This is a genomic window from Pseudomonas sp. Q1, assembly GCF_009935975.1.
GTDB lineage: Bacteria > Pseudomonadota > Gammaproteobacteria > Pseudomonadales > Pseudomonadaceae > Aquipseudomonas > Aquipseudomonas palleroniana.
Map to the genome: position 1 here is coordinate 184,138 of NZ_QODI01000010.1, position 25,994 is coordinate 210,131.

24 protein-coding genes and 1 pseudogene are annotated in these 25,994 nt (G+C 62.6%); 12 read left to right on the forward strand and 13 right to left on the reverse strand.

The genetic code is table 11. The features are described from left to right. Positions 1–133: 133 nt before the first annotated feature. On the reverse strand, positions 134–562 hold the full coding sequence (gene hpaR / locus DK870_RS17510) for a homoprotocatechuate degradation operon regulator HpaR (RefSeq protein ID WP_090369939.1): 429 nt from the start codon (positions 560–562) through the stop codon (positions 134–136). Positions 563–769: 207 nt separating this feature from the next. On the opposite strand from hpaR, the gene DK870_RS17515 reads away from it, so the two are divergent. Genes DK870_RS17515 through DK870_RS17535 form a run of 5 tightly spaced genes read left to right on the forward strand, consistent with a single transcriptional unit; the run spans position 770 to position 4,837 of the window. Next, positions 770–2,068, forward strand: a complete 1,299-nt coding sequence (locus tag DK870_RS17515; RefSeq protein ID WP_161549250.1) for an FAD-binding oxidoreductase — start codon at positions 770–772, stop codon at positions 2,066–2,068. 31 nt (positions 2,069–2,099) lie between these two features. Then, on the forward strand, positions 2,100–2,465 hold the full coding sequence (locus tag DK870_RS17520) for a cupin domain-containing protein (protein ID WP_161549251.1): 366 nt from the start codon (positions 2,100–2,102) through the stop codon (positions 2,463–2,465). A gap of 12 nt (positions 2,466–2,477) precedes the next feature. Next, positions 2,478–3,299 (forward strand): molybdenum cofactor biosynthesis F family protein, encoded by an 822-nt coding sequence (locus tag DK870_RS17525; protein WP_161549252.1) that lies wholly within the window; start codon positions 2,478–2,480, stop codon positions 3,297–3,299. Then, positions 3,292–4,092: an SDR family oxidoreductase gene (locus tag DK870_RS17530; protein WP_161549253.1), complete on the forward strand. Its 801-nt coding sequence runs from the start codon at positions 3,292–3,294 to the stop codon at positions 4,090–4,092. Before DK870_RS17525 ends, DK870_RS17530 begins: the two co-directional genes overlap by 8 nt. Beyond that, the gene (locus DK870_RS17535; protein ID WP_161549254.1) at positions 4,085–4,837 is read left to right on the forward strand and encodes an SDR family oxidoreductase; all 753 of its coding nucleotides are present in this window, start codon (positions 4,085–4,087) and stop codon (positions 4,835–4,837) included. Before DK870_RS17530 ends, DK870_RS17535 begins: the two co-directional genes overlap by 8 nt. Positions 4,838–4,966: 129 nt before the next feature. On the opposite strand, the gene feaR is transcribed toward DK870_RS17535, so the two are convergent. The 3 genes from feaR to DK870_RS17550 all read right to left on the reverse strand — a co-directional run bounded on the left by feaR (position 4,967) and on the right by DK870_RS17550 (position 8,049). Continuing rightward, a complete protein-coding gene (gene feaR / locus DK870_RS17540; protein WP_161549255.1) occupies positions 4,967–5,908 on the reverse strand; it encodes a transcriptional regulator FeaR in 942 nt (313 codons plus the stop codon). 112 nt (positions 5,909–6,020) lie between these two features. After that, positions 6,021–6,587 (reverse strand): DUF3156 family protein, encoded by a 567-nt coding sequence (locus DK870_RS17545; RefSeq protein WP_060756853.1) that lies wholly within the window; start codon positions 6,585–6,587, stop codon positions 6,021–6,023. Continuing rightward, the gene (locus tag DK870_RS17550) at positions 6,550–8,049 is read right to left on the reverse strand and encodes an APC family permease (RefSeq protein ID WP_161549256.1); all 1,500 of its coding nucleotides are present in this window, start codon (positions 8,047–8,049) and stop codon (positions 6,550–6,552) included. The genes DK870_RS17545 and DK870_RS17550 overlap by 38 nt, the downstream gene beginning before the upstream one ends. Positions 8,050–8,266: 217 nt before the next feature. On the opposite strand from DK870_RS17550, the gene DK870_RS17555 reads away from it, so the two are divergent. Continuing rightward, a complete protein-coding gene (locus DK870_RS17555; RefSeq protein WP_161549257.1) occupies positions 8,267–9,589 on the forward strand; it encodes a hypothetical protein in 1,323 nt (440 codons plus the stop codon). A 32-nt stretch (positions 9,590–9,621) separates the two neighbouring features. On the opposite strand, the pseudogene DK870_RS17560 reads toward DK870_RS17555, so the two are convergent. After that, positions 9,622–10,101, reverse strand: a pseudogene (locus DK870_RS17560) (flavin reductase family protein); the annotation flags it as partial. A 58-nt stretch (positions 10,102–10,159) separates the two neighbouring features. After that, positions 10,160–11,329, reverse strand: a complete 1,170-nt coding sequence (locus DK870_RS17565) for a p-hydroxyphenylacetate 3-hydroxylase oxygenase component (RefSeq protein WP_161549258.1) — start codon at positions 11,327–11,329, stop codon at positions 10,160–10,162. 235 nt (positions 11,330–11,564) lie between these two features. Between DK870_RS17565 and DK870_RS17570 the strand changes: the two genes are divergently transcribed. Beyond that, on the forward strand, positions 11,565–13,052 hold the full coding sequence (locus DK870_RS17570; RefSeq protein ID WP_161549259.1) for an aldehyde dehydrogenase family protein: 1,488 nt from the start codon (positions 11,565–11,567) through the stop codon (positions 13,050–13,052). Between the two features lie 104 nt (positions 13,053–13,156). On the opposite strand, the gene DK870_RS17575 is transcribed toward DK870_RS17570, so the two are convergent. From DK870_RS17575 to DK870_RS17600, 6 genes are all read right to left on the reverse strand, one after another. Beyond that, positions 13,157–14,104 carry a pyridoxamine 5'-phosphate oxidase family protein gene (locus DK870_RS17575; RefSeq protein ID WP_161549260.1) on the reverse strand — a complete coding sequence of 316 codons (948 nt, stop codon included), beginning with the start codon at positions 14,102–14,104 and terminating at the stop codon, positions 13,157–13,159. Between the two features lie 85 nt (positions 14,105–14,189). Beyond that, positions 14,190–15,068 (reverse strand): LysR family transcriptional regulator, encoded by an 879-nt coding sequence (locus tag DK870_RS17580; protein WP_161549261.1) that lies wholly within the window; start codon positions 15,066–15,068, stop codon positions 14,190–14,192. Beyond that, positions 15,068–15,988, reverse strand: coding sequence for a LysR family transcriptional regulator (locus tag DK870_RS17585; RefSeq protein WP_161549262.1), 921 nt, complete (start codon positions 15,986–15,988; stop codon positions 15,068–15,070). Before DK870_RS17585 ends, DK870_RS17580 begins: the two co-directional genes overlap by 1 nt. 18 nt (positions 15,989–16,006) lie before the next feature. Beyond that, on the reverse strand, positions 16,007–16,639 hold the full coding sequence (locus DK870_RS17590; protein WP_161549263.1) for a glutathione S-transferase family protein: 633 nt from the start codon (positions 16,637–16,639) through the stop codon (positions 16,007–16,009). A gap of 120 nt (positions 16,640–16,759) precedes the next feature. Beyond that, a complete protein-coding gene (gene fetB, locus DK870_RS17595; protein WP_090369910.1) occupies positions 16,760–17,551 on the reverse strand; it encodes an iron export ABC transporter permease subunit FetB in 792 nt (263 codons plus the stop codon). Continuing rightward, positions 17,548–18,225, reverse strand: coding sequence for an ATP-binding cassette domain-containing protein (locus DK870_RS17600; protein WP_161549264.1), 678 nt, complete (start codon positions 18,223–18,225; stop codon positions 17,548–17,550). Before DK870_RS17600 ends, fetB begins: the two co-directional genes overlap by 4 nt. 131 nt (positions 18,226–18,356) lie before the next feature. Between DK870_RS17600 and DK870_RS17605 the strand changes: the two genes are divergently transcribed. Further along, positions 18,357–19,433, forward strand: coding sequence for an aldo/keto reductase (locus tag DK870_RS17605; protein WP_161549265.1), 1,077 nt, complete (start codon positions 18,357–18,359; stop codon positions 19,431–19,433). A gap of 95 nt (positions 19,434–19,528) precedes the next feature. Here DK870_RS17605 and DK870_RS17610 read toward each other — a convergent pair whose 3' ends face one another. Next, positions 19,529–20,050, reverse strand: coding sequence for a chemotaxis protein CheY (locus tag DK870_RS17610; protein ID WP_090369905.1), 522 nt, complete (start codon positions 20,048–20,050; stop codon positions 19,529–19,531). 204 nt (positions 20,051–20,254) lie between these two features. Between DK870_RS17610 and DK870_RS17615 the strand changes: the two genes are divergently transcribed. From DK870_RS17615 to DK870_RS17630, 4 genes are read left to right on the forward strand one after another with little or no spacing between them, the layout of a single operon-like run. After that, positions 20,255–20,938, forward strand: a complete 684-nt coding sequence (locus DK870_RS17615) for a molecular chaperone (RefSeq protein ID WP_256679876.1) — start codon at positions 20,255–20,257, stop codon at positions 20,936–20,938. A 23-nt stretch (positions 20,939–20,961) separates the two neighbouring features. Then, positions 20,962–21,945: a fimbrial protein gene (locus DK870_RS17620; RefSeq protein WP_161549267.1), complete on the forward strand. Its 984-nt coding sequence runs from the start codon at positions 20,962–20,964 to the stop codon at positions 21,943–21,945. Positions 21,946–22,004: 59 nt separating this feature from the next. After that, positions 22,005–24,803 carry an ATP-binding protein gene (locus DK870_RS17625; RefSeq protein WP_161549307.1) on the forward strand — a complete coding sequence of 933 codons (2,799 nt, stop codon included), beginning with the start codon at positions 22,005–22,007 and terminating at the stop codon, positions 24,801–24,803. Beyond that, positions 24,790–25,983 (forward strand): EAL domain-containing protein, encoded by a 1,194-nt coding sequence (locus tag DK870_RS17630; protein ID WP_060756867.1) that lies wholly within the window; start codon positions 24,790–24,792, stop codon positions 25,981–25,983. The genes DK870_RS17625 and DK870_RS17630 overlap by 14 nt, the downstream gene beginning before the upstream one ends. Positions 25,984–25,994: the final 11 nt, after the last annotated feature.

Consider the following 25,994-nt stretch of genomic DNA (forward strand, 5'->3'; position numbering starts at 1 on the left):
TGTGGGAGGGGCGGTGCGACGACTCGACTTGCTCCCGACAGCAGTGTGTCAGGCACCGGGTGCTTGGCTGAACTACCGCCATCGGGAGCAAGCCCCCTCCCACATTTTGCTTCTCAGTGGGAGGGGCAATGATTCAGCGCTTGAGGTTGATGTTCTTCAAGTCTTCCAGCAGCCCCAACAGGGCCTCGAACTTCTCTTCGCCCAACTGATCCTGCAAGCGCTGATAGTTGGCCTCCATGCACTGGCTCATGGACTCGAAACTCGCTTTGCCCTTGTCGGCCAGCGTCACCAGTACGCGGCGCTGGTCCTGCTCGGCTTTGCGCCGGTGCACCATGCCGGCGGCTTCCATGCGCACCAGCACGCCGGTCATGCTCGGCTTGAGGATGCAGGCCAGTTCCGCCAACTGGTAAATCTCCAGCTCACCATATTGCTCAAGGATGCGGATGATCCGCCATTGCTGTTCGGTCAGGCCGTGCTCATTCAAGGACGGGCGGAAGAAACTCATTGCGGCTTCGCGGGCTTGCAGCAGGGTCAAGGTCAGGGACTGGCGAGGTTTGGACATAGGGATCAGGGTCACGAGGTATTTAGTTAATAATTTAACGAAACTCTAGCATTCCCTGCCGACGAGCGCGCTATAACTTGTTGATCGCACCGCCCATGGCGCTCTGAATCAAATGCCTGGGCACGCAGCGTCAAGACTTCCATCCCGTCTGGGGCCCTAATGGAGGCATCCGCTTTAGAGCCTTCCTTCACTTTTTCAGGCTACGCCATGATCAACATCGAAACCCCGACGTATTACACCGCGACCAAGAAATACAACCTCAGCTTCCCCACCCTGGAACAGGATATCGACGCCGATGTGGTGGTGATCGGCGGGGGTTTCTCCGGCATCAACACGGCCCTGGAACTGGCGGAAAAAGGCATCACCAACATCGTCGTGCTGGAGGCACGCTACCTGGGCTTCGGCGGCACTGGCCGCAACGGCGGGCAGATCATGGCCGGCATCGGCCACGACCTGGAGAAGATCAAAAAGGATGTCGGCGAAGACGGCCTGCGCCAAGTGTTCGAGATCAGCGACCTGGGTGCCGACATCATCAAGAACCGTATCGCCAAGTACAACATCGATGCGGATTTCTGCCACGGCTACGGCTACATGGGCTTCAACGCCCGCCAGGAAAAAACCCTGCGCGCCTGGGAAAAAGACTTCAAGTCGATCAACAGCCAACACGAGATCCGCTTTCTCGGCGGCAGCGATGTGCAACAGATCATCGGCTCCACCGCCTACACGAGCGCCCTGCTGCACATGGGCGGCGGGCATGTGCACTCGCTGAACCTGCTGCTGGGCGAAGCCACCGCCCTGGCCGGCCATGGTGTACGGATTTTCGAGAACAGCCCGGCGCTGGAAGTCCGCTATGGCGAGCGCATCACCGTGCGCACCGGGCGCGGTTCGGTGCGCGCCAGCAAGTTGCTGTGGGCCTGCGACAGTTTCCTCAACAAGCTGGAACCGGAGCTGCATCGCTCGACCATCAACACCTACGCGTTCCAGATGATGACCGAGCCGTTGTCCGAAGAGTTGATCCAGCGCATCAGCCCGATTCGCGGGGCCTACAGCGACATTCGGCCGGTGATCGACTACTACCGCGTGACCAACGAGAACCGCCTGCTGTTCGGCGCCGCCACCCCGCTGGTGGAGCATATTCCCGGCGACCTCAAGGCCTGGAACCGGCAGCTGATGCTGAAGATTTTCCCCTACCTCAAGGACGTGAAAATCGACCTGGCCTGGGGCGGCCCGATGGCGTGCAGCCCCAACCTGTTCCCGCAGATCGGCACCCTGCCGGGGCGCAGCAATGCGTTTTTCGTGCAGGGCTACTCAGGCTTTGGCGTAACGCCCAGCCACATCATCTGCAAGGTTTTGGCCGAAGGCATGAGCGAAGGCTCGGCGCGCTATGACCTGGTCAGTTCCATTCATCGCCCCACCATCATCGGCAAGGACGCTATCCGCCCATTGCTGCTGACGGCGGGCAAATCCTGGCACCAACTTTCCGGTTACTGGAACGGGCGCCGCTAATCCCCCTTTTTACTCATCAGGAGCAACTGCCATGACCCTTACCACCCTCAAACACGACGTCCAGCTATCGGCACTCGACGCCTGGGGCAGTGTGGCCGACCTCGGCTCGCAGATTCTCGAAGACGAAGTACGCGCCTTCGGCAAGATGACATTCGGCGCGCCGACCGACCCCGTCAGCAGCGCCTATTTCGGCACGACCCAAGGCAAGTTCCGCATGATCTACCCGTTCGCCGAACAAGCCACCCTCCTGACCGGCGAGGTGATCCTGACCGATGAATCCACCGGCCAGTCGGCGCGCTACAAGGCCGGAGACAGCTGGTTCGTGACCAAGGGCACGCCGGTGTTGTGGGAAGTGGTCAGCGCGAGTTTCGTCAAACACTACTTCGCCGTCGTGTAAGGAGGCGTTGCCATGACGAGTTCTACCGATTGGATCACCGTCGGCGCGCTGGCCGACGGTTTCGCCCCGCACGCCTTTATCCTGCCGAACCTGGCCGAGCTGGCCGGCCAGACCTTCACCCTGCACTTCGCCAATGGCTGGCAGATCGAGCACCGCTTCGAGCCGGAGCGCCTGGCCTGGCATGCCGCCGATGGTCACTCCAGCGGCAGCGCGCCCTACCGCGCCACCTCGATCCGTCCAGGGCTGTACCTGGTGGATTTCATCAAGCACGAAGCCGGGCAAAGCTGGTCGATCAGCCTGGTGCTGGATGTTGCGGGAGCGTCGTTCACGGCCGTGATCGGCAGCCTGCCCAGTCCACAGCAGACCCAGGAAGGCCTTTACCATCGTGCCCTGGCCGGCAAACCGCTGACCTCGGTGCAGGTCGACTTCCTCCACGGCAGCCTCGACCGCCCCTGGCAGGACGGCCATTGCCTGCACGCACCTACCGCCGAGCTGGTGGGGCTGCGCAACCAATATCGCTACAGCCCCAGCGAAGTCTATGAGCACATCTACCTCAACGAGCGCTTCTACGCGTGGCAGTGCCTCAAAGGCGTGGAGCAAGGCCTGTGCGACACCGACCGCTGCCATTACTACAAGATCGCCGAACAGCTGTACCTGTTTGTATGGCAGGAGAAGATCGTGCCCACCCTCGGCCTGGTGCTGATTGATCTGCAACAGCACCGCAGCGACGGTAAGATTTTCGGCTATGCCGGGACGTCGTTCGATGCGCTGTCGAACTTCCCGGTCAGCTCGTACTGCCAGGTCCTCAACCGCACGGAGTACCCCCGTGAATGAGCCGCGCACGGTGCTGATCACCGGCGCCGGCAGCGGCATCGGCGCGGCCTGCGCGCGGATGTATGCCGAGGACGGCGCACGCCTGGTGCTGGTCGGCCGGCGTCGTGAGCCGCTGGAGCAGGTGGCACGCGAAACCGGTGGGCTGATCCTGGTGGGCGACGCCGCCTGCCCGGACACCTGGGACGGCTTTATCCGACAGATCCACGAGCATTACGGGCGCCTCGACGTACTGCTGGCCTGTGCAGGTGGCCATGGCCTGGGCAGCGCGACCCAGACCCGCCCCGCCGCTTGGGCAGACGCCCTGCGCAGTAACCTCGACAGCGCGTTCTACAGTGCCCGCGCCTGTTTGCCGTTGCTGCAGGCGAGCACGGGCAACATCGTGCTGATCGGCTCCATCGCCTCGTTGGCCGCAGGGCCTGAAGTGTGCGGCTACACCACGGCCAAACATGCGTTGCTCGGGCTCAACCGCTCCCTCGCGCGCGATTACGGGCCGTACGGCGTGCGGGTGAACGCGGTGTGCCCGGGCTGGGTACACACGCCCATGGCCGATGCGGAGATGCAAGCGTTGATGGACGCTTATGGCGATACCTTGCAGCAGGCCTATGCCCGCGTATGCACCGACGTCCCTTTGCGACGGGCCGCCCAGCCGGAGGAAATCGCCAAGGTGTGCCGCTTCCTGGCGTCCAGCGATGCCTCGATCATGACCGGCGCCACCGTGGTGGCCGACGGTGGTTCCAGCATCGTCGACGTTCCCACGCTGGCTTTCGCACACTTGGAGAGCGCCCATGAATGACCTGGAATTCAGCGGGCAAGTGGTGCTGGTCACCGGCGGCGCCCAAGGCATCGGGTGTGGCATCGTCGAGGCTTTTGCCCGGCGCGGCGCACGGGTGGTGATTGCCGACCGCCTGCTGGCGCAGGCCCAGGCAGTGGCCGCGACACTGTGCACGCAGGGTTATGACGTCCAAGCGCTGGGTGTGGACCTGGCGGAGGCCGAGGCGGTGCGGGACTGCGTCCAGGCGCTGCCCCGGCTGGATACCGTGGTGCACAACGCCGGGTATTTTCCATTGACCGCCCTGGAAGACATCACCCCGGCACTGCTGCAGCGCACCTTGGCGGTCAACCTGTCGGCGCTGTTCTGGCTGACCCAGGCGGCGTTGCCGATGTTCCGCGCACAAGGCCGGGGCTGTGTGCTGGTCACGTCGTCCGTTACCGGCAATCGGGTCGGCTACCCGGGGCTGAGTCATTACGCGGCGTCCAAGGCCGGGGTCAACGGTTTTATCCGCAATGCCGCGCTGGAGCTGGCACCGCTGAACGTGCGGGTCAATGGCGTGGAGCCCGGCATGATCGCCACTCCGGCGATGGGTAATCTGGGCGACACTTCGGTGACTGACAGCATCGCCCGTCGCGTGCCCCTGGGGCGCCTGGGTGTGGCGGCGGATATTGCCGGGGCCATGCTGTTCCTGGCCTCGGATCTGGCCAGCTACATCACCGGGCAGACCCTGGTGGTGGACGGTGGCTCGACCTTGCCGGAGGTCTGAAACCCGATCCAAATGTGGGAGGGGGCTTGCTCCCGATAGGGGTGGGTCAGTCAGCACATGGATTGACTGACCCACCGCCATCGGGGGCCAAGCCCCCTCCCACATTGGGAGCGGACTGGGTTTGCAGATTTATGCTCCCACCGCCTGCATCCGGCTTGATCTGAAATCCTTCGGCGACACCTCGAACTGCTTCTTGAACGATCGGCTGAAGTGCGCCGAATCGGTAAAGCCCCACTTGTAGGCAATCGAGGTGATCGACTCGCTGCGCAGGAACGGGTTGGTCAAGTCGTCCGCACTGCGCTTGAGCCGCGCCCGCTGGATATAACGGCAGACACTGTCGTCCTGTTCTTCAAACAACCGGTACAACTGGCGCACGGAAATGTTGAGCCGATTGGCCAGGCCGATCGGGCTCAGGCCCGGCTGGCTGAGTGACTCATCAATCACCTTCTGCACATAGCTGCGCAGGTTGTTGCCGTGCAGCGCCGCCACGCCTTCGCAGCACTCATCGCCCTGCTCCAGGGCCGAGCCCAGCAGCGAGACGAACGCCGCTTGCAACGCCTCGACTTCACCCCCGCCGTCTTCGCTGTCGTCCTTGCACAGTTGATCCATCAGCACGTGCAGCATGCGCCCACAGGCCTTGGTCGAGGAGATCTTGCCAAAGGCACGTGCATCACCGCCCACGTGTTTGCAGACCTCGGCGCGCGCGAGGGACAGCGAGGCATGTTCAATCAGGCCGAAGGGGGGGATTTCAATAGAGCCCACCGAATCCATCAGCAGCATCTCGCCGGGGGCCAGTTGCAGGGTCTGGCCGTTCTGGACGATTTGCGAGTAACCGCTGCGCTGGCTGACCAGGAAACACTCCTGGTCGTTATCGTGGTCGGCGTGGTGCGCCGGGCGCGTGATCAGCCCAGCATTGGTGCGCAGGATGGCCAGGCCACGCGGCAGGTTATGGATCTCGCCGATGAACAGCGAGCGGTTGAAGGCCAGTTCGGTATCGAAGTGGCCGCACGCAGCGCGCAGTTCGCTGTTCCAGCTGTCGAGTCCATCGTGTGCATGCTGTGGGATGCTCATGGGGTGTCTCCGCAATGGCTTCTTTTTGTTGTTCTGGCGCAATAGTTAACATGTTATCTATATGCGCGCAACAACAACCTGTCTGCCATTGCAGAAGCACTAATGATGCCAATCAGAGGTTCGATAACACGCGTGGCAACCCGGCCAACGTCGCGAGCAAATGCCCGCGTTGTACCGGGCTCAGGGCGATATAACGCCGAAACGCCGGCATTCGATTGACCACTTCACTGCCGCCCATATGTTCCAGCCGCACGGTCCATTGCCGGTCGCGCAGTTCAAGGCGCAAGCGCTTGAAATCCAGTGGCATCAGCGCCTGGTACAGCGCCTCGTCGGCCTGCAACCGCGCCTGCAACTCACGGCCCAGCGCCGGGTCGCCGCAGCGGCGCCGCACACGAAGACCAGTGCGGCGAATCGCGCCTCCATGCTGCACCTCAAAACTCCCAGCGCCGCCAGCCCCAGCGGGGACTTGCAGGACAAATTCGGTCATGACCAAGTGCATCAACAGCTGCGCCTCGGTGCGCTCGACGATCTCAAACGCGAAGCCGTCCACTTCGAGTGTGGCCAGCCCAAGATTGCGCCGCAAATGCGCCAGGGTCACCCCTGGCCGATAGCCGCTCGGGGCGCGGTCGGCGCGCAACAGCTCAAACAGTTTTTGCCGCAAAGTCGCCATAGCCGTCATGGAGATGCCCCGGTTCATTGCTGAATTCCTTGGCCAGCACCTCCTCCACGGAGGCCGGCTTGAAGGGGTTGACCTTCTGCACCACGAGGGTCCAGAACAATGCATACGCCGCCGTCAAGCCCAGCATCACGCCAAATGGCACATAAATGTCCGCCGGGTGCATGCCGGGCGGTGTGATAAACCACATGCCCAACAGGATGCCGATACTCGATACGATCTGCGGCAACGGAAACCATGGCGAACGGTAGGCACGCGGCAAATCCGGGCGACGAATGCGCAGGATCACCACCGATACCGTCACCAGCAGGTAGGCAAAGCTCCACGCACACACCGCCGCCAGTACCAGGTGCATGATGTTGTCGGTGTTACCGCCCAGGTACAGTGCGTGCAGGCAGGGAATCAGCATCGCCACCAGGATGCACAGCAGCGGCGTCTTGAAGCGCGGGTGCAGGTAGGTGAAGACCTTGGGCAGCGCACCGTCCACCGCCATGCCGTAGAGGATGCGCGGCACACCCGCCATCAGGGTATTGATGGTCGCCGCCCCGGCAAACAGAAAGCCGATGCCCAGCCACAGTGGGCCGACCTGCCCCATCACCTGCTCGGCAAATTTGGGAATGGCCATGGGGGTGTCCAGCAGGTGCAGGCCGGACGCCGCATCCAGCACCACGTTTTCCACTTGGCGCTTCATCGCCGCACCGTAGATGAACATGCAGGTGGCCACCCCCATCAGCCCCAGCATCATCGCACGGGGCATCACCCTGGCCGATTGGCGCAGGTCCGGCGCCAGGGGTGTGACGAACTCGCAGCCGACGAACATGAACATCGCCATGCCCACCAGTGACAGCACCGTGATCAGGTCCGTGCCCACCAATGAGGCGCCGAACCAGCCGTCCAACTGCACCGCCGGGGCGGCGATCAGGCCGAGCACGCCGAACACCATCAGGGTGGTCCACATGCCAAAGGTGAGGATGATTTCCGCACGGCCGAACGCGCTGACGCCGAAGGCATTCAGCACGCCGAAGACCATCACGAAGCCCACGCCGAGCAGCCATGAACCGCCAGCGGATTCGGCCAGGGTATTGAGGTGTTCGAAATTCACCAAGGCCATGACCCCGGAGAGGATGGTCTCGGCGGTGCCGGCGAACACATGCACGATGAGGTAGGCCGACAAGGTGCCGGTGATCGCAAAAAAACGCCCTATGCCGCAGTTGATGTAGTCGTACACCGAACCGGTGGTGGGCAGGATCGCGGCGGCTTCGGCGAAGGTGGTCGCCTGGGCCAGCATCATGACCACCGCGATCAGCATCGCCAGGGCAAACGCACTGCCGCCGATGCCGAACCCCATGGTTGCGGTGAGTATCACGGGGCTCGCCATGATCAGGCCGATGGTGCTGGCCAACGCGGTGGGAAAACCTACCGTACCCCGGTTGAGGTGCGCGGTGAGTGGGTCGTTGCTCGACATGGTGGGGCCCTCGAAAACGGTTTTTTTAATGTATCGGCACTCTGCGCCCCACCCGAGTTGCTCGTCTTGCCCCTGTGTGCCGCCGGTTTTGTTGCTCCCTGCCACGGCGCAGGGTCTGGCGGCCAGGGTCAATTCCCTGGCACGCAAATGAAAGACTTCAACACCAGGCGCTCGCCCTAATGCGCCCTCACTCTTAACCAAGATGGGGGCAATAACAATGGAGCACACCCTGAAAAATCGTCGCCTGCGCCAGGCGGTCGTGCTGGGCATCACCTTGCTGGCGGGCAAAGCCTGCGCCATCGAGTTGTACGCCGATGCCGACACCCAGGTCACCGGCAATTTCCTTGCCGTGTACGGCATGTTCAACAGCCCGAAGAACTACGACGGGCGCAGCGGCGGTTCCACCTGGCGAGAGGCTTTCATCAAGTATGGCCTGAGCGTGAACCAGAGCCTGGGCAGCTTTGGCGGGGTGTATGGCACTGCCAACCTGGTGAGTTCCGGTACCTGGGGCGACGGCGATGCCTCCGGCGTCACCACCGGCCAGGAACGCACCACCAAGTTTGACGAAGCCTTTGCCGGCTGGCGCTCCGGCGACCTGTTCCCGGCCCTGGGCAAAGACGGCGTGGACCTTTCGTTCGGCCGACAGGTCATCACCCTGGGCGACGGTTTTATCGTCAACGACGACGGGCCCAACCTGGGCAAAGGCGTGGGTGATGGTGAGTTCAACCGGGGCGGCGCCTACTACGTCGCGGCGCGCCATGCCTTCGACAAGACCGCCGTGATCCGCCTGGGCGGCAAGGAGGGCGTGCATGGCAGCCTGATGTGGATCAAATCCGATAACCCGGCCCAGGCCATGACCGAAATGGCCGCCGGCACCCTGGAATACAGCGGCGCGCCGGGCACCCTGGGGCTCACCTATCTTCACGGAATCGATGTGGATGAACGCTTCGCCAGCGATGTACAACGCCAACGCAAAGGCATGAACCTCTACAGCCTGCGCGGCACCGGCAATGCCGGTATCGAGCATGCACATTTCGCCTTCGAACTGGCCCGCCAGGACCGCCGCGACAGCCAGGAAAACGCCGGCTACGCCGAAGCCGGCTACACCTTCGCCGACCTGCCGTGGTCACCCGACCTGACGTATCGCTACGCGCGTTATTCGAAAAACTGGGACGGTATGTTCTCAGGCTTCAACCGAGGCTACGGCACCTGGGTACAAGGCGAAGTGGCGGGCAACTATTCCGGGCCGTACAACACCAATACGGCGGTGCAACACGTGGCACTCAAGGTCAAGCCGCTGGACAACGTCACCCTCGGCGCACTGTTTTTCGACTACAACACCGTCAGCACCCGTGGCCAACTCAACCTGGATGGCCGCGAGCTGGACCTGTACGCCGAGTGGGCAGTCAACGAGCACCTGATCATCACCCCCCTGCTGGGCCTGTATAAACCCAACAAGGGGGCAGAGACCGGCGGCAACCAGGTCGGTGGCAACGGCACCAATGTCTACAGTCAGTTGGTGGTCGCCGTCCCCTTCTGAACCTCCTCGGGCGCGCACGGACGCAGCGCCCGGACTTCTGCATAAGCACCTTGGTGATAGAGCAGCGGCGCACGGCCGAAGTCATCGAAAGCCACCACCTTGCCGATCATGATCCAGTGGTCGCCGCCGTCCACCTGCTGGTATTTCTCACAGTGAAAGCGTGCACTGCAATCGGCGAATACCGGCGAACCGCCCTCGCCCGGTTCGTACTCGATCAGGGCAAAACGGTCTTCACGGGGGCGCGCAAAATTATTGGACAGGTGTACCTGGTCTGCCGCCAGTACATTCACCGCGAAGTGGCTGGCCTCCTCGAACACTTCATGGCTATTGGAACGTTTGTCGATGCTCCACAGCACCAGCGGTGGGTCGAGGGACACCGAGTTGAAACTGTTGGCGGTCACGCCGACCTTGCGCCCGGAGGCGGTGGCCGCGGTGACCACGGTCACACCGGTGGCGAAGTTGCCCAGGGCACGGCGAAAGGCCCGTGGGTCGAAAAGGCAGTTGTCAGACATGCAAGACTCCCGGGCGCATCCCGTGGGGGCACCCTCATCGTTATGAGTGAAGAACGTGTCACACCATGCTCGGGTCCGGCGCAAGCCCCATCAGCTCACGACCGAGGATTTGCGCGCAGACATCGTAATCGGTGTAGGCATGGGCGCCGGTCATATGGGAATCGCGGAACAGGCGCTGCATTTCGTTGTGCTCAAACCAGGCATTACCCCCCGCCGCAGCAAACAGGCGATCGACTGCCTCAATGCACATTTTAGTTGCGTAGGCTTGGTTGGTACGCCAGAACGCCAGGGTTTCGCGGCTCGGGTAACGCTGCGCTGCGCTGTGTTCGGCATGCTCCTGCCAGGTTTTTTCAAGGAAGGCGCGGGCAGCGGCCACCTGGTGCGTGGACTCGGCCAGGCGCATCAACGCCGGGGTGGCGGCGCCCACTGCGGCACCGGTGTAGGCGCGCACGCGGTTTTTGGTTTTTTCACGGAACACCTCCAGCATGCGTTCGGCCACGCCGAGGCTGACGGTGGAAAAACCGCTGGCGAAGTACGGCCGATACGGTGCATAGAAAATCTGACTGTCGGGGTAGAGACCAAAACCTGCGGATTTGCCTTCCATCATGTCCTTGGCCTTCTGGATACGGTGTTCGGGCACCCAGGCGTTGTCGATGAGCAAGGTCTTGGTGCCGCTGCCTTTCATACCGGCGGCGTACCAGTCATCACGGATCTGGTAGTCGCTGCGCGGCAGCACCGCGAAGCAGTAATCCTGGGTGCCTTCGGCGTTCTCGCGGCGGCAGCCGACAATCGCCCACTCGCCATGGTCACAGCCACTGCTCCAGCCCATCTCGCCACTGAAATACACACCGCCCTCGCCCTCCGTCACCCGCCCGAACGGCGCGATACTGCTGCTGGCCGTGGCATCCGGGTTCTCGCCCCAGATCTCCTGCTGCAACTTCGCCGAGAACAGCGCCAACTGGTGACTGTGGGTACACAGCAAGCTCATGGCCCAGGCGGTGCTGGCGCAGCTGCCGGCGAGCAAGGCGATGCAGTCGGCGAATTCGGGCAGCGACAGCTCCAGGCCACCAAATGCCTTGGGCTGAAATGCACGGTGCAGGCCGATGCTTTTGAGCAAGACGATATTTTCATCCGGCACTTGGCGCAGTTGTTCAGCGCGCACCGCATTCGCGGCGATGGCGGGCAGGAGGGGCTTGAGGTCTTCGAGCAGTGGGTTTGGCTTTTTCATGGATGGCCCTGCTTATTATTGGAGGTCCGGCACACGCTCCGGATCGAGGAACGACGCTGGATGCAGGGCCAGTATCGACCGCATGGCCCAGGCGCAAAATGCACGTTCCACAGGCAAGGTTGTACTTTTCACAAGTTCGGCAGGCACAGGCATAAAACCTGGCAGGCACAGTCAAGCCACCTCGATAGCCGTTGGTTACCCTCGGTTTTTCTCAGTGAACTGCCAGGAATCTTTCATGAGCGATATCCCGCTGCTGCCTCAGGTCGAAGCTTTTCTGCGTCGCCGCCATGGGTTGTTCATCGACGGCATCAACGTGCCGAGCCATGCCGACCAGACACTGGCCGTGACCAATCCTGCCACCGGCCAGGTCATCGCCCAGGTTGCCGACGCGGACCTTGCGGATATCGACGCCGCCGTCAGCTCCGCCACCCGCGGCTTTGCGCGGTGGTCCCAGACCGCACCGGCGATACGCGGCAATGTGTTGCTGAAACTCGCCGACCTGCTGGAACACAACCGCGAAGAACTGGCGCAGATTGAAACCTGCCAGTCAGGCAAGATCATCCAGATTGCGCGCGCCTTCGAGGTCGACCAGGCCGCGCACTTCCTGCGTTATTACGCCGGTTGGGCCACCAAGATCAGCGGCCAGACGATCACGCCATCGCTGCCCTCCTTCAATGGCGAGCGCTACACCGCCTTCACCCTGCGCGAACCGGTGGGTGTGGTGGTGGGCATCGTGCCGTGGAATTTCTCGACCATGATCGCCATCTGGAAACTCGCTTCGGCGCTGGTGTGCGGTTGCAGCATCATCATCAAACCCAGCGAATTCACACCGCTGACCCTGCTGCGCATCGCTGAGCTGGCCATCGAAGCCGGGTTGCCGGCAGGCGTGCTCAATGTGCTGACCGGGGGTGGCCACGTCGGCAAGGGCCTGGTGGAGCACCCCGGCACCCACAAGGTGTCGTTCACCGGCTCGGTGCCCACCGGCATCGCCGTGGGCCGCAGCGCCATGGGGGCAGGCTTGACCCGCACGACCCTGGAGCTGGGCGGCAAGAACGCCGCCGGGTTCCTGCCCGATGTGGACGTGGACAAAGCGGTGGAAGGCATCATCGAGGCCGGGTTTCTGCACTCCGGGCAAATCTGCGCGGCGGCCGAACGCTTCTTCGTGCATCGCTCGCAGATCGACGTGGTACTGGAAAAACTCAGCCAGCGCCTGCGCCGCCTGACCATCGGCTCGCCCCTGGACGAACGCACCGAATTCGGCCCGGTGACCCACCGCCAGCACCAACTCAAACTGCTCGGTTACTTCACCCAGGCCCGCGCAGAGCACAACACGATCATCCATGGCGGCACCCTGCTCGATCGCCCCGGTTGCTACGTCGAACCCACGGTGATCCTGGCCAACAATATCAACGACACCCTGCTCAATGAAGAAACCTTCGGCCCTATCGCCACCTTCCTGCCCTACGACAGCGAAGACGAGCTGCTCGCCCTGATGAACAACAGCCCCTTCGGCCTCAGCGCCAGCCTGTGGACCCATGACCTGGGCAAAGCCCTGCGCATGGTACCGGCCATCCAGGCGGGCACGGTGTGGGTGAATATGCACACACTGCTCGACCCGGCGGTGCCATTCGGGGGGAATCGATCCTCGGGGGTAGGCCGCGAGTTTGGCAGTGCATTTATCGAGGATTACACCGAGCTCAAGTCGGTGATGATTCGGTATTGAGGTTCCTTCCCAGCACCTATGGCTGACCCAAATCCGGCAATCGAAGCAGACCCCTTGTGGGAGCGGCGGGTGGAAGATCGTGTGCGACATCGAGCAGTCGCCGCCTACCAGGCTCCCATAGCCAGACTGAACGGCGAAAACTCCGCGAACTGCCAGCGCAAGGCCAGTGCCGCTGGGCGACGTATCACCTGTTCCACCGTCACCGTCCATAACCGTTGTGCGCCTTCGAAGCGGGCCACTTCGGGCCCCTCCAGAATCAGCGAGGTGCGCCCGGCCAGATGCAGCACCTCTCCCGACTCGAAGTCGATGAACAACAGGCCCGCCACCGGGTTGACCTGTAGGTTGCCCAGGGTGTTGAAGAACAGGTTGCCGGCAAAGTCAGGGATGGTCAGCACGTTGCCCTCGACCCGCACAAAACCGCTGTTACCGCCCCGATGCGAAACGTCCACCGAACGCTGGCCGTCCACTTCGACGTAGCTGGCGACGAAGAAGGTGTCGGCGTTGCGGATCATCATTTGCGCCGCGTCATCCAGGCCGTCGAGACGCTCAACCTGCGTGCCGGGTTTACGTGCAATCGCGTCGACCGGGCGCAACTGGATGTACTTGGGGCAGTTGCCATAGGTGTGCACGACGTCGACCGAGAAGCCATCGTGATCAAGCGCCTCGATTCGGCCGTTCATGCGGTTGCGGCGGCGGGTATTGAGGTCGATACCCAGCAGACCGACCGAGGCGCCGACGTGCAGTGCCGTGCGGGCCGGGTCGCCTGTGGATGGCAGGCTGTCGATCTGCAAGGTCTGCGGGTCCGGCGAGTGGGCAAAGCCGGGGGCGCCTTCAAGCATCGTCGCCCAGGGAATCCCCTGCTCGTCCACCACGCCCAGTACCAGGTACGGCAACAAGGGATAGAAGTCCCGGTGTTGTTCCGGCAGGTGATCGCGAATCACCTTGGGCCCGACCACGGCCATGCGGTCGGCCACGCCAACCGCTGCTTGCAGGTACCGTTCGCCGACATGCCAGGGGGATGTCTGCGGGAGGGATGGTTCGATGGGGTTCATGCTGAGCACCTCATGCTGGAGAGCCCTATGCTGCGCCCTGACAGCCCGTGTGCGAATAACCACGTCAGGCAATCCACTATTACACTCACTGAAATGCCGGATGCTCACGCAGCTGCGCCACACAGTGCTCGACAAAACTGCGCACGCGCATCGGTGCGTTGCGGCCTTCGCGATACACCACCTGCACGGGCAGTGGCGGCTGTTCGTAGCCGGCCAATACCCGACGCAGTTGCCCACTGCGCAAATGCTCATGCGCCGGGTAACTCAGGCAGCGGATCAGCCCCGCCCCATGCACGGCGGCATTGATCGCGCCCTGCACCGTGGTGCAACCCAGGCGGGCACGGGCCTTGAGCTGGTAGCCGTAGAAATCCCAAGCCACCTGGTCGCCTCCGGCTATCAGCCGATGCTGCTTGAGATCCTCCGGGTGCTGGGGTTCGCCGTGGGCTGCAAGGTAGTCGGGGCTGGCGCACAGGATATGCCGCACCTGCCCCACCGACCGTGCGATCAGCGACGAGTTGGGCAAGTGGCCGACAAGGATCGCTACATCCAGACCTTCTTCATGCAGGTTCGGGTAGTAATCGTGATAGCACGCTTTCAGGCGCACGTCGGGATAACGCTCCATGTAAGCGGCCAATACCGGCGCCATCACGTAGCGACTGAACAGAAACGGCAGAAACACCCGCAGGTTGCCTTGAGCCTGAGTCTGCAAGCCCTTGGCCGAAGCTTCAGCAGCGTCCACGGCCGCCAGCAAGCGCACACAATCGGCCAGGTACGCCTGGCCCGCGTCGGTCAAGCGCACACCCTGGGTACTGCGCAGCAGCAACGGCACGCGCAACCGCGTCTCCAACCGCGCCACCGCACGTACCAGTGTCGGCGCGGAGACACAGGTTGCACGTGCCGCCGCGGCCAGGCTCGTGTGCCCGGCCAACGCGGCAAACAGCTGCATATCGCGATAACGCTCCATCAGCCGCGCCGCGTCATCGCCGGGTTCAGCGCGGCGTCCTGGCCCAGCCGCTGGCTGAGGAAATCCACGAAGGTGCTGACTTTGGCCGGTACGCGGGCACTTTGCTGAAACACCACCTGGATCGGCAGCGGTGCCGGTTCGAACGCCTCCAGCACAATCTCCAGCTCGCCCGCCGCCACCTGCGCCGCGATCTGATAGGACAGCACCTGGGTCGCGCCCCAGCCCAGGCACGCCAGGTTGATCGCCGCGTTATTCGCCGTAACCACCAGGCGCGGTTCGATAGGCACCGTCACCGGCTGGCCCTGGTCGACAAACGCCCACTCGTTCACCCGTTGGCTGGCGGACGAGGTGACGATCTTGAAGTCACGCAATTGGGCGGGATGCCGAGGCCGCCCGTGTTGATCGAGAAAGGCCGGCGCCGCACAGACCACCCGGCGTACCTCGCCGACTTTGATTGTCTGTTGCCCCGGCTCGTACAGATGACCGATGCGTACGGCCACATCAACACCTTCATCGGTCAGGTTCACCACACGGTCGACCAGCAACGCGTTGAGCGTCACCAGCGGAAAACGATCCAGGTAATCCCCCAGCACCGGCGCCACATACCGCTCGCCGAACAGTACCGGCGCGGTCACCGTCAGATGCCCGCAAGGGCTGGAGTAACTGCCTGCCGCCGCCTCTTCGGCCTCATCCAGTTCGGCCAGGATGCGTCGGCAGTCTTCCAGGTAACGCTGGCCGGCCTCCGTCAAATGCAGGCTGCGTGTGGTACGCGCCAGCAATTGGGTACCGATGCGCGCCTCCATGGCGGCGATGGCCCGGGTCACGCTGGGCGGTGAGGTATTCAGGCGGCGGGCGGCGGCGGCGAAGCCCTCCTCCTCGGCCACCGCCAGGAACACCTGCATCTCATGAAATCGGTCCATCGGCGCCCCTTGTGGACGTTACGGTGTTTGCAGGCCCGCTACCGTGCGAGGCATGCCGACAAAGCCCGGCAACGCCTCGATGCCGGCGAGCCAGGCCCGCACTTTAGGGTAGTCGGCCAGCGACACATTGCCTTCCGGCGCGTGAGCCACGTAGGAGTAAAACGCGATATCGGCGATGGTCGGTTGCTCACCGACAAGAAACCGCGTCTGGCTGAGTTGCTGTTCCACCAGTTTGAGCAAAGCGTGGGAACGCGCGATGGCATTGGCGGTGTCGATCTCGGCACCAAACACCACGGCCAGGCGCGCCGACGCCGGCCCGACATGCAAGGGACCGGCCGCGGCCGAGAGCCAGCGTTGTACGCGAGCCTGCCCCACCGGATCGCTCGGCAGCCATTGGCCTTTGCCGTAGGTGGCGGCCAGGTAGACCAGGATGGCGTTGGAGTCCGCCAGCACCATGCCGTTGTCATCAATCGCCGGGACCTGACCGAAGCTGTTGACCTCGCTAAGAAATTCCGCGGTTTTGTGCGCGCCGTGCTTGAGGTCCACCAGGATGAATTCCATGGGCAGACCCAGCAGGGACAGCATCAACTCGACCCGATGCGAGTGGCCGGACAACGGGAAACCATACAGTTTGATCGCAGGCTGGGACATTGAGACGCTCCAAAGGTGGGGGTTTCGACGCCGGTCATGTTCCACCGCAGTGCAAATCGTTGGAATCACCAGGATTTACAATCCAGCATTTCACCGCATGAAACAATACCGCCAGGGTGCTCAGCGCTCCTCCAGCCGGTCACGCAGAAACCGGTGGCTGGCGGAAAACAACCGCTGGTAGGTGAGCAGCACCGCGCCGACCGTGCCCAGCGCCGACGATGCGGCGATCAGGAACATGATCACGATCTGGTAGCGCACCGCGTCCAGCGGGCTCTCCCCCGCCAACACCTGGCCGGTCATCATGCCCGGCAGGCTGACGATACCGACCACGGTCATCTGGTTCAGCGTGGGGATCATCCCCGCCCGCACGGCCTGGCGGATCGCCTCCTGGGCGGCTTCCCAGCGTGAGCCGCCCAGGGCCAGGATCATCTCGATGGTATTGCGCCCCGAGGTCAGCTCCTGGGTCATGCGCTCAATGCCCAACGACACGCCGGTCAACGTATTGCCCAGGATCATGCCGAGGATCGGGATCGCATATTGCGGCTCATACCAGGGGTGGATGCGGATCACCGCAAACAGGCCCACCGCCGTCACCAGCCACGAGCTGCCCCAGACCGACACGATGCTGTCGACCCGCTGCCCACGATAAGTGCGCCGCCCACGTCCCGCCGCCGAGATGCCGGCGATCAAAGTCATCGCGCACATCAACGGCAACACCACGTACCAGTAGGCAAACTCGAACACCCAGCCCAGCAGGTACCCGATGGCCATCAACTGCACCACCGTGCGCACGGCGGCCCACAGCAACTGGCGCTCCAGGCCCAGGCGCAACAACAGCGACAAGGCGCCGTTGATCAGGATCAGCGAGGCGGCGATGCCCATGTCCAGTGCGGTCAGGTTTTGATAATTCATGGTTGGGCGACTCCGCTCAGAACACCGGCACTCATCTGCAAATGCAGGTCGCTCATGCGTCGGGCCTGCTCCAGGTCGTGGGAGACCCAGAGGTAGGCGCGGGCCTTATCGGCGGCGTACCAGGCATCGATCAGCGCTTCGACATCCCGGGAGGATGTGGGGTCGAGCGCGGCGGTGGGCTCATCCAGCAACAGCACTTCGGGGTTCAATTGCAGGGTGCGGATCAACGACACCACCTGGGCTTCGCCCCCCGACAGATCGCCGGCGTTTTTAGCCAGGAAGTCCGGTTGCTTACCGGCATGCTCCAGCAACGTGATCACGGCTTGCCGATCGAAACTGCGCTTGCGCAGGGTCTTGAGGCTGAACGGGAAGCGCAGGTTGTCCTCCACAGTCCCCTCGATCAACGCCGGGCGCTGGGACAGGTAGCTGATATGGCTGCGGTAATGGGGAATCTCTGAGTTAGCAATCGGTTGACCGTTCCACAGGATCTGCCCGGAGCTGGGCGCGTCCAGCAGGGCCAGTGCGCGCAGGAATACGCTTTTGCCGGAGCCTGAGGAACCGGTGATCGACACGCGGTCGGCGCGGTTCAAGCTGAAGTCGGTGGGTTGCAGCAAAATCGCCTGGCGACGCTCGTCCTGGCGCGTGAGGGCGCGGGTTTCTATCAGTGCGCTCATGGACAGGGTGTTCCTCTTGATCCGGTTGGCGGACATGGTGCGGCAGCCGCACAAAGTTTTCATGAAAAAATTCAAACTATCGCCCCTCACGTCGTTCACACCTTCACGTGCAACGTTAGGTAGGAGGCGACATGCAATACCGACAACTGGGCCATAGCGGCCTGCTGGTATCTGAAATCATCCTCGGCACCGTGCCGTTCGGCGGTCGCGCCGAGTTTGCAAAATGCGGCGCGGTGGACGTGCCCCAAGCCAGGCGCATGTTCGACATCGCGTTCGAGGCCGGGGTCAACATGGTCGACACCGCTGACCTCTACTCCCACGGCCTGGCCGAGGAAGTGGTGGGCAAAGCCTTGGGTGACAAGCGCAACGATATCCTGCTGGCCACCAAGGGCCGCAGCCCCGTGGACAACAATCCGAACAACTCCGGCGCCTCGCGCTACCATCTGATCCGCGCGTGTGAGGCCAGTTTGAAGCGCCTGGGCACCGATCACATCGACCTTTACCAATTGCACAATTGGGATGGCCTGACGCCCATCGAAGAGACCCTCGAAGCGCTGCGGCTGTTAGTCGGTTCGGGGAAGATCCGCTACTTCGGCACCAGCAACTTCACCGCCTGGCAAATGATGAAAACCCTGGGCAAAGCCGAGCTGCACGGCATGCTCAAACCCATCACCCAACAGATCTACTACACCCCGGAATCCCGTGAGGCCGAGTACGAGTTACTGCCCCTGGCGCTGGACCAGTCCGTCGGCACACTGGTGTGGGGCCCGATGGGCGAAGGCCTGCTGACCGGCTCGACCCGACGCGGGCAAAACCCGCCAGCCAATACACGCCAAGGCAGCGACTGGCCGGAACCCTATGTGCATGACCGCGAGCGCGCCCTGGATATCATCGAAACCCTCGCGGCCGTCGGCGATGAGCTGGGTGTGTCGGTGGCGCGCACCTGCCTGGCCTGGCTCAAGGACCGCCCCGGCATCACCGCGCTGATCGTCGGCGCCCGCACCGAAGAGCACCTGCGCGACAACCTCGCCGCCACTGAATTGAAACTCACCGAGGCGCAGTCTTCGCGCATCGAAGCCGTCACCCGGCGCCAGCCGTTGTATCCGTACTGGCACCGCTTCACCGCCGGGATCGACCGCTTCGACCCGGCAGAGCAGCCGTTTTTGGCCGAGCACCAAAAAACCATGGATGCCCGCAAGGGCAAGTGATGGAGGGGCGACTCTCCCGCCGAGGGTCGCCTTGCGCAGTCTATTTCCCGTCAGGCGCCCTCTACGCGATCTTCCGCAAACAGCGGTTGCGCCCCTCACCGCTTGGGCGTCAACCCCACCGCACACGCCACCACCGCCGAATCGCCGTGGTCATGGGGGCGCAGTCTTATCGGTGATTGCGGGTTTCGCGTGTCTACCGCTCGCAACGTGGGGCGTTCGACCACGGGTGGGCTGTGGGCGGGGTCGACGATTTCCATGCAGCGGCGCAGCGAGTTGAAGTCGGGCGACTGCGACAGGGACAGGTGCAGGGTCTGGCTGACCGACACCGACACCACCGAGCTCAATGCGCATTGCCCGTCATAGATCAGGGTGTGGCGGATCAGCGGATTGTCGTGGCAGTACTTGAGCAGGTTGACCTCTCGCGAATGCACCAGCGCGGTGTTGATGATCAACAGGTCGAACGCTACCCCCACCGAACGTGTCAGCCCCTGCAGTTCGTCGAATGAACTGATGGGTGCAATACGGTGATAACCCAGCTGGTTAAGCATTTTCTCGATCTTGATCCGTTGCAGCAGGTCGGTATCGGCAATCAGAAGGCGTAGCGCTTTATTAGACATAGGGTAAACCTGACAGTTGGGCATCCACGTCGATCATTCAACGGTGAATACGGTAACGGTCGGCACCCGGCTATGACTTTAAGGCGATTCTGAAACGGCAGACGCAGCGCGAGCGCACTTTTAAGAATCGCCTGAAAGCCCTGCCGCCGCCTTGCCTCTACCATGGTCTGCGTCTGCAAATGCCCCATGGAATTGATTGTGTTGATGCCCCTTTTGCGAATCCTGCTGATCGCCGGTGCGTTGCTGGCCCTGGCGCCACCCGCCCGCGCCGCACTGAAAATCGAAGGTACACGGCTGATTTATTTCGGCCAGGACAAGGCCGCCGGCATCAACGTGGTCAACCAGGCGTCACAGGACGTGGTGGTGCAAACCTGGATCACCGCCGAAGATGAAACCGCCAACCGCGACGTGCCGTTTGCCGCCACCGAGCCGCTGGTAAAACTGGGGCCTGGGGAGCATCACCGGCTGCGGGTGCTCTACGCAGGCGCCGGACTGCCCAGCGATCGTGAATCGTTGTTCTGGCTCAATCTCATGGAGGTCCCGCTTAAGCCGAAAGAGCCCGGCAGCGTGCAATTTGCGATCCGCCAACGCCTCAAGCTGTTCTACCGGCCGCCCGCGCTCGAAGGCGGCTCGACCGAAGCGCTGCAGCAGTTGGTGTGGCGCCGCCACGACGGGCAGAGCATCACCGTGAGTAATGCCAGCGCGTTTCACCTGTCGCTGGTGAACGTGCACACCGATACCCACGCGCTCAGCGACTACCTGCTGCTCAAGCCCCACGAAAGCATCACCCTGACCACGCCGGGCGTTTTGCCCAAAGGCACCACCCTTCACTTCACCGAAATCAACGACATCGGTTTGCAGGCCCGCCACCGCGCGGCGCTCAACTGATCCATCGCGGGGTATTGGCACCTATGTCACTCATCAAACGTGTTCTCCAATTCTTACTGTGGGGCTGCGCCGCGCTGCCCGTCACCAGCCATGCCCTATCCTGCGTGGAAGATGGCAGCGGCGCGTACGAGGACATCAACCCCCTGGGTACCTCGCTGGCGGTGGCGGCCGACGCGCCGGATGGCACAATCATCTGGGAGTCAGGCCCACGCTCCACGAATGTACTGTGCAAGGATGACCGCAACCACGGCCGCGAAGAAGTGTATTTCTACGTCAACCCGGCCAGTGTCAGCATCGGCCAAGGTATCCGCGTGGGTATTCGCTACAACAACACACCAATCACCCAAAGCACCGGCAAGGTCGGTACCGGCTTCTTCTCGGACCATGGCTGCAACTTGTCTAACTGCACCGGTTGGGACAAGGCGCGCTTCACCCTGAACTTCAGTGTGTTCATCGAGAAATATGGCAAGACACCGCCCAATGGCCAGGCCAGCACCCTGGCCAAATACCGCGTATTTCAACTCGACGGTGTACGTGGACAGAACACCAACCCCAACAGCAACCTTAACTACATCGTCACCGGTATGAACGACATCCGTTTCGTGCCCTGCGCGCCCGAGCTGACTATCACCCCCAGCGTGGTCAACTTCCCCACGCCTTCGCGCACGGCGCAGATCGGCGCGGTGGCCAGCACCGCGAATTTCAACCTGAGCCTGCGCAAAGCCTGCGACACGCCCTACACCGTCAACGCACGTTTCGCCACCACCCCGGGCGGCGGCAGTGTGATCAACGGATTGCTGGTGCCGGCCAACAACAGCTCGGTCGGCATCTCGTTGTCGCGTGCCGAAAGCGATCAGCGTTTGCCGTTCAATGACTGGTTCACCTTGCAGACGTTGATGGGTTCCGGCCAGGCGCGCAATGATTTCCGTGCGGACTTAAGCTGGCGCACCCTGCCGATTCCCGGGGCTTTCGAGGCGGCTGTGGTGGTCGACATGTTCTACAAGTAGCCGGCGACTTTAAGGATCGTCTTATGCCACTGGCAGCGATCTGCCACTACTCTCTGCCGATGCGATTGAAAAGTTATCTGCTCCAGATCAACCCCGTCCTCTCCCGACCCGAAGCAGCCAGAAGGCTGCTTCGCACGTTTGCCACCGTGTTACTGATTGGCATCTTGAGCGGCGTCTATACCTTCCTGTTGTCCACCTTCAACAACGATATCTCCCAACGACGCGGCTACATGAGCAGTGCCATCGCCGAGGCACATACTTTTTTCACCAATCGCGAGGCCCTGCTGGAAAGCCTCAGCCTGTCGGCGGTACGCAAACAGTCACGGATCTATCCGCCGTCCCCGGAAGAAGAACATCTGCAACTGGGCGATATCCCCGGCAACCAATGGAGCATCTGGCTGACCGCACGCATGCGCGACTACCTGAAGGCCCGGCAACTCAACCTGCTCTACGTGAACGCCGGCCCCAGCCCGCAGGTGACCCGCCTCTACAACTCGACCGCACAGGTGCTGCCGACCTCCAAGTGCATGCTCAACCGCCTCAAGGCCCTGCAATACCGTGACCCGAGCACCCTCGGCGAGCTATGGCTGAGTGACAGGACCGAGCACCACTCGCACCTGTACGTGTTCATCCGCCTGGACGAGCGCGATGTCAATTCAGGTTGGCTGGGCCTGGAGATGGAGAGCCGCGAGGTCTCCTCGACGCTCAGCGACCAGAGTGCCGGCGAGTTCATGATGCTCAACTCCCAAGGCATGCTGGTCTTCACCAACAGTGCCGATACACGGCTGAGCCAACAGCGCCTCAAGCCGGGCGAAGACAGTTTTTTCGGATTTGTCGGCAATGGCTGGCTACCCGACCACTTGGTGATCCGCAAGCATTTGAAATCCTCCGACTGGCAACTGATGTATTCCATTGATCTGCGCGCGGTGGTCACCGGTCTGTGGAAACAACTGCTCGGTTCATTGTTGTTCTGCCTGTTCAGCCTCACGCTGATCTGGCTGGTGATGCGCCGGGTTGACCAGCGCTTCATCATCCCGTCGATCCATCGCATCCAGGCCCTGATCGAGAGCGAAGCCTTTGGCCGCGACGTCATCCAGACCGCGCCCGTCGCCTTGTGTGTACTGCGCCGTACCGACGGCCAGGTAGTGCTGGAAAACACCCTGGCCCAGCAGTGGCTCGGCAACGGCCCGGAGCGCGAAGCCCTGCGCGACAGCTGGATCGAGCAAGCCTTTGCCGGCGAGCCTTGCGAACGCAGCGACTACTTTGAAACCGTCGACGGCCGGCATCTGTACTTGAGCAGCGCGCCGACCCGCTACAAGGGTGAAGACGTGCTGTTTTGTGCCTTCAGCGACCTCAGCGCGCGCAAGCAGGTCGAGGCTGCACTGGAAGAGGCCAGGCAATCGGCGGACGCCGCCAACGCCGCGAAAACCCTGTTCCTGGCGACCATGAGTCATGAGATCCGCACGCCCCTGTACGGTGTGCTGGGCACCCTGGAGCTGTTGGCCCGAACCCAACTGGATGCCCAGCAAAAAGACTACCTGCAGGCCATCGAAGGCTCGTCCGCCACGTTGCTGCAACTGATCTGCGACGTGCTTGACGTGTCCAAGATCGAAGCCGGGCAGTTGGCACTGGAGATGAGCGAGTTCTCGCCATTGGACCTGGTGCACGAAATCATCCAGGGCTATGCCGCAGCCGCCCAAGGCAAGGGTTTGCAGTTGTACGCGTGCTTGGACCCCAAGTTGCCCGAACGGTTGATCGGCGATGTGACGCGTATCCGCCAGATCCTCAACAACCTGCTCAATAACGCGGTGAAGTTCACCGATTACGGGCGCGTGGTGCTGCGAGTCAAGGTGCTCGGCCGCGACGGCGAGCGGTCCAGTGTGTTGTGGCAAGTCTCGGACACCGGCAAAGGCATCGCCCAGGAAGACCAGGCGATGATTTTCGAGCCGTTTTACCAGAGCGAAGGCAACACCAATGTGGTGGCCGGCACCGGGTTGGGCCTGCCGATTTGCCAACGCCTGACCGAGTTGATGAACGGCTCGCTGCGCATGGTCAGCGAACTGGGCCTGGGAAGCAGCTTCAGCCTCACGCTGCCGCTGGAAGAAGCGCCTACCCTGCCGATGAGCGCCTTGCTGGCCGACACCGTCTACGTCGCCTCGCCCATTCCGGAACTCGCCCACGCGATCAGCGGCTGGCTGCGTCGCTGGGGCGCACGGGCCCAGCCCGGCCTGCCGAACCTGCCCGACCACAACCTGCTGCTGCAATTGCACCCCGGCAGCGTCGATCCCCTGCTGGCACCCGACTGGCCGGGGCCGGTGATCCATGTCAGCAGTCACGCCAGCACCACCGTAGAAGCTGACAGCGGCGCGTGGCACGTCAACCTCAACCACCTCGGTGCCATCCATCAGGCTGTCAGCCAGGCCCAGGGGCTGTGGGTGGCCCGCAGCGATGAGCCGACACGCCAGAGCGACGTGGACGCCCTCAACCTGCACCTGTTGGTGGCCGAGGACAACATCATCAACCAACTGATATTGCGCGACCAACTCGAAGAACTCGGCTGCACGGTGGAACTGGCGGCCGACGGCCAGGAGGCGCTGCTGTTGTACAGCGCCGGGCATTTCGACGTGGTGCTGAGCGACGTCAACATGCCCCACATCAACGGCTATGAGCTGGCGCGCGAATTGCGGCGCCAGGGCTGCACGCTACCGATTATCGGGGCCACTGCCAACGCCATGCGCGGCGAAGCCGACCTGTGCCTGGCCGCCGGCATGAACCATTGCCTGGTCAAACCCTTTGCGTTGCGGGCGCTGTTGAACGCCCTGGCACCTTATGCACGGACCACCCATGAAGCCCCTTAGTATTTTGATCGTCGAGGACCACCCCCTGCAGCACATCTACCTGCAGCACCTGCTCAGTGAGTTGGGGGATTTCAGCCTCGAAACCGCCGAAGATGGCAAACAAGCGCTGGAGCGTCTGCGCCAGCGGGATTTTGATCTGGTACTGACCGACCTGCTGATGCCCGGCATGGACGGTGTGCAATTCATCCAGTGCCTGGCCAACCTGCGCTGCAAGCCGGCGCTGGCGATCATGAGCGCGGCTTCGCGGCGCATGCTGATGGCGGCCAGCCTGGTGGCGAAAAACCTCGATGTCGAGGTGATCGGACTGATCTCCAAACCGGTCGCCGTCGACGCCCTGCGCAGCCTGGTGGAGCAACTCAAGACCAAGGTACACCGGCCCTCTCCCGCCCTGACCGAGTACCTGGATATTGACCGCCACACGCTGGTCCAGGCCATGGGCAACGGCCAGCTCCAGGCATGGTTCCAACCGAAAAAGTCCCTGGCCAACGGCCGTATCGTCGCCGCCGAGGCCCTGGTGCGCTGGATGCACCCTGAGCAAGGCGTGCTATTGCCAGCCGCGTTCCTGCCGGCGATCAAGGCATTCGAGCTGGAGGAACGCCTGTTGTGGGTGGTCCTCAAGCAAGCCATCCATGCCCAGGAGCGTTGGCGCCAGCGCGGTTATGAAATACCCGTGTCGATCAATTTGCCCACCCACCTGCTCAACAGCCATGACCTGGCCGACCGCCTGCTGGAGTTCGTGCTGCACTACAACGGGATCCCGGGAATGATTTGCTTCGAACTGATGGAGTGCTCGGTACCGCAGGACATCAGTAACTTCTATGCCGGAGCGTGCCGCCTGCGTATCAAGGGCTTCGGGCTGTCCCAGGACGATTTCGGCAAAGGCTACAGCTCGTACCTGAACCTGGTATCCACGCCCTTCACCGAACTGAAGATCGACCAGGCCCTGGTGCAAGGCAGCCACGACAACGAAGGCATCGCCCAGGCCTTGGCGAGCATCATCGCACTGGGCCGCAAGCTCGGCCTGACGGTGGTCGCCGAAGGCGTGGAAACACCCCAGCAACTGGCCCTGTTACGCAAGATCGACTGCAATCAGGTGCAAGGTTTCCTGATTTCTCACGCGGTGTCTTCAGACCAATTTCAGCAACTACTGAACAATGATGGCCCCGCGACATCTCACTAGCTGGCGGCCCC

Coding starts and splice junctions, on each gene's coding strand:
- hpaR (WP_090369939.1), bottom strand. CDS start 562: ATGTCCAAACCTCGCCAGTCCCTGACCTTGACCCTGCTGCAAGCCCGC.
- DK870_RS17515 (WP_161549250.1), top strand. CDS start 770: ATGATCAACATCGAAACCCCGACGTATTACACCGCGACCAAGAAATAC.
- DK870_RS17520 (WP_161549251.1), top strand. CDS start 2,100: ATGACCCTTACCACCCTCAAACACGACGTCCAGCTATCGGCACTCGAC.
- DK870_RS17525 (WP_161549252.1), top strand. CDS start 2,478: ATGACGAGTTCTACCGATTGGATCACCGTCGGCGCGCTGGCCGACGGT.
- DK870_RS17535 (WP_161549254.1), top strand. CDS start 4,085: ATGAATGACCTGGAATTCAGCGGGCAAGTGGTGCTGGTCACCGGCGGC.
- feaR (WP_161549255.1), bottom strand. CDS start 5,908: ATGAGCATCCCACAGCATGCACACGATGGACTCGACAGCTGGAACAGC.
- DK870_RS17545 (WP_060756853.1), bottom strand. CDS start 6,587: ATGACGGCTATGGCGACTTTGCGGCAAAAACTGTTTGAGCTGTTGCGC.
- DK870_RS17550 (WP_161549256.1), bottom strand. CDS start 8,049: ATGTCGAGCAACGACCCACTCACCGCGCACCTCAACCGGGGTACGGTA.
- DK870_RS17555 (WP_161549257.1), top strand. CDS start 8,267: ATGGAGCACACCCTGAAAAATCGTCGCCTGCGCCAGGCGGTCGTGCTG.
- DK870_RS17565 (WP_161549258.1), bottom strand. CDS start 11,329: ATGAAAAAGCCAAACCCACTGCTCGAAGACCTCAAGCCCCTCCTGCCC.
- DK870_RS17570 (WP_161549259.1), top strand. CDS start 11,565: ATGAGCGATATCCCGCTGCTGCCTCAGGTCGAAGCTTTTCTGCGTCGC.
- DK870_RS17575 (WP_161549260.1), bottom strand. CDS start 14,104: ATGAACCCCATCGAACCATCCCTCCCGCAGACATCCCCCTGGCATGTC.
- DK870_RS17580 (WP_161549261.1), bottom strand. CDS start 15,068: ATGGAGCGTTATCGCGATATGCAGCTGTTTGCCGCGTTGGCCGGGCAC.
- DK870_RS17585 (WP_161549262.1), bottom strand. CDS start 15,988: ATGGACCGATTTCATGAGATGCAGGTGTTCCTGGCGGTGGCCGAGGAG.
- DK870_RS17590 (WP_161549263.1), bottom strand. CDS start 16,639: ATGTCCCAGCCTGCGATCAAACTGTATGGTTTCCCGTTGTCCGGCCAC.
- fetB (WP_090369910.1), bottom strand. CDS start 17,551: ATGAATTATCAAAACCTGACCGCACTGGACATGGGCATCGCCGCCTCG.
- DK870_RS17600 (WP_161549264.1), bottom strand. CDS start 18,225: ATGAGCGCACTGATAGAAACCCGCGCCCTCACGCGCCAGGACGAGCGT.
- DK870_RS17605 (WP_161549265.1), top strand. CDS start 18,357: ATGCAATACCGACAACTGGGCCATAGCGGCCTGCTGGTATCTGAAATC.
- DK870_RS17610 (WP_090369905.1), bottom strand. CDS start 20,050: ATGTCTAATAAAGCGCTACGCCTTCTGATTGCCGATACCGACCTGCTG.
- DK870_RS17615 (WP_256679876.1), top strand. CDS start 20,255: ATGCCCCTTTTGCGAATCCTGCTGATCGCCGGTGCGTTGCTGGCCCTG.
- DK870_RS17620 (WP_161549267.1), top strand. CDS start 20,962: ATGTCACTCATCAAACGTGTTCTCCAATTCTTACTGTGGGGCTGCGCC.
- DK870_RS17625 (WP_161549307.1), top strand. CDS start 22,005: ATGCGATTGAAAAGTTATCTGCTCCAGATCAACCCCGTCCTCTCCCGA.
- DK870_RS17630 (WP_060756867.1), top strand. CDS start 24,790: ATGAAGCCCCTTAGTATTTTGATCGTCGAGGACCACCCCCTGCAGCAC.